The sequence below is a fragment of the Azospirillum sp. TSO35-2 genome, assembly GCF_003116095.1.
Classification (GTDB): Bacteria; Pseudomonadota; Alphaproteobacteria; order Azospirillales; family Azospirillaceae; genus Azospirillum.
The window spans coordinates 1-1960 of record NZ_LGRA01000017.1 but is presented as its reverse complement, the minus strand read 5'-3'; the positions used below and the strand labels follow the sequence as shown (position 1 = coordinate 1960).

General features: G+C 68.9%; 1 protein-coding gene. It reads left to right on the top strand.

Annotation, left to right across the window (positions count from 1 at the left end; genetic code table 11):
* Nucleotides 1-1960: bifunctional acetaldehyde-CoA/alcohol dehydrogenase (gene adhE, locus TSO352_RS11050; RefSeq protein WP_109107408.1), on the top strand; the 1960-nt coding region annotated here is incomplete at both ends.

Sequence of the window (1960 nt, the reverse complement as noted above, 5' to 3'; positions counted from 1 at the left end):
CGCAAATCCACCTGCGAGGCCGCCCGCCTGGTGCTCGCCGCCGCGGTCGAGGCCGGCGCCCCCGAGGACATCATCGGCTGGATCGACGAGCCGTCGCTGGAGCTGTCCAACGCGGTGATGCACCACCCCGACATCAACCTGATCCTCGCCACCGGCGGGCCGGGCATGGTCAAGGCCGCCTACTCCTCCGGCAAGCCCGCCATCGGCGTCGGCGCCGGCAACACCCCGGCGGTGATCGACGAGTGCGCCGACATCAAGCGCGCGGTGGCCTCCATCCTGATGTCCAAGACCTTCGACAACGGCGTCGTCTGCGCGTCGGAGCAGTCGGCCATCGTCGTCGACGCCGTCTATGACGCGGTGCGCGACCGCTTCGCCCATCACGGCGGCCACATCCTGTCGGCGGCCGAGGCCGACGCGGTGCGCAAGGTCCTGCTGGTCGACGGCCACCTCAACGCCGACATCGTCGGCCAGTCCGCCCACACCATCGCCGCCATGGCCGGCATCGCCGTGCCCGCCACCACCAAGGTGCTGATCGGCGAGGTCACCGACATCGCCGACGCCGAGCCCTTCGCCCACGAGAAGCTCTCCCCCACCCTGGCGCTCTACCGCGCCGCCGACTTCCAGGACGCCTGCGACAAGGCCGCCGCCCTGGTGGCGCTGGGCGGCATCGGCCACACCTCGGTGCTCTACACCGACCAGGACCAGCAGGGCGGGCGCATCCGCCAGTTCGGCGCGGTGATGAAGACCGCCCGCATCCTGATCAACACGCCGTCGAGCCAGGGCGGCATCGGCGACCTCTACAACTTCCGCCTCGCGCCGTCGCTGACGCTGGGCTGCGGCTCGTGGGGCGGCAACTCGATCTCCGAGAATGTCGGGCCGCAGCACCTGATCAACAAGAAGACGGTGGCCAAGAGGGCCGAGAACATGCTGTGGCACAAGCTTCCCAAGTCGATCTACTTCCGCCGCGGCATCCTGCCCTTCGCCCTGGAGGAGCTGCGCGGCAAGAAGCGCTGCCTGATCGTCACCGACCGCTTCCTGTTCGAGAACGGCTACGTCGCCGAGACGGTGCGCATCCTCAAGAACCTCGGGCTGGAGGTGGAGACCTTCTTCGAGGTGGCGGCCGACCCGACGCTGGCGGTGGTGCGCAAGGGGCTGTCGCTGGCCAACGCCTTCCAGCCCGACGTGATCCTGGCGCTGGGCGGCGGCTCGCCGATGGACGCGGCCAAGATCATGTGGGTGATGTACGAGGCGCCGGAGGTGGCGTTCGAGGATCTGGCGCTGCGCTTCATGGACATCCGCAAGCGCATCTACACCTTCCCCAAGCTCGGCGTGAAGGCGCAGCTGGTGGCGGTGCCGACGACCTCGGGCACCGGCTCGGAGGTGACGCCGTTCGCGGTGGTGACCGACGAGCGCACCGGGACCAAGTACCCGATCGCCGACTATGAGCTGACGCCGAGCATGGCGATCATCGACGCCAACCTGGTGATGGACATGCCCAAGGGGTTGACGGCGGCGGGCGGCATCGACGCGGTGACGCACGCGCTGGAGGCCTATGTCTCGGTGATCGCCAACGAGTACACCGACGGCCAGGCGCTGCAGGCGCTGAAGCTGCTGAAGGGTCACCTGCCGTCGGCCTACATCAACGGGGCCAAGGACCCGAAGGCGCGCGAGCTGGTGCACAACGGGGCGACGCTGGCCGGGATCGCCTTCGCCAACGCGTTCCTCGGGGTGTGCCATTCGATGGCGCACAAGCTGGGAGCGGAGTTCCACCTGCCGCACGGCATCGCCAACGCGCTGCTGATCGCCAACGTGATCCGCTACAACGCGGCGGACATCCCGACCAAGCAGACGGCGTTCAGCCAGTACGACCGGCCGAAGGGGGTTGCGCGCTACGCCGAGGTGGCGCGTCACCTGGAGCTGGGCGGCAGCCGCGACCATGAGCGGGTGGAGAAGCTGATCG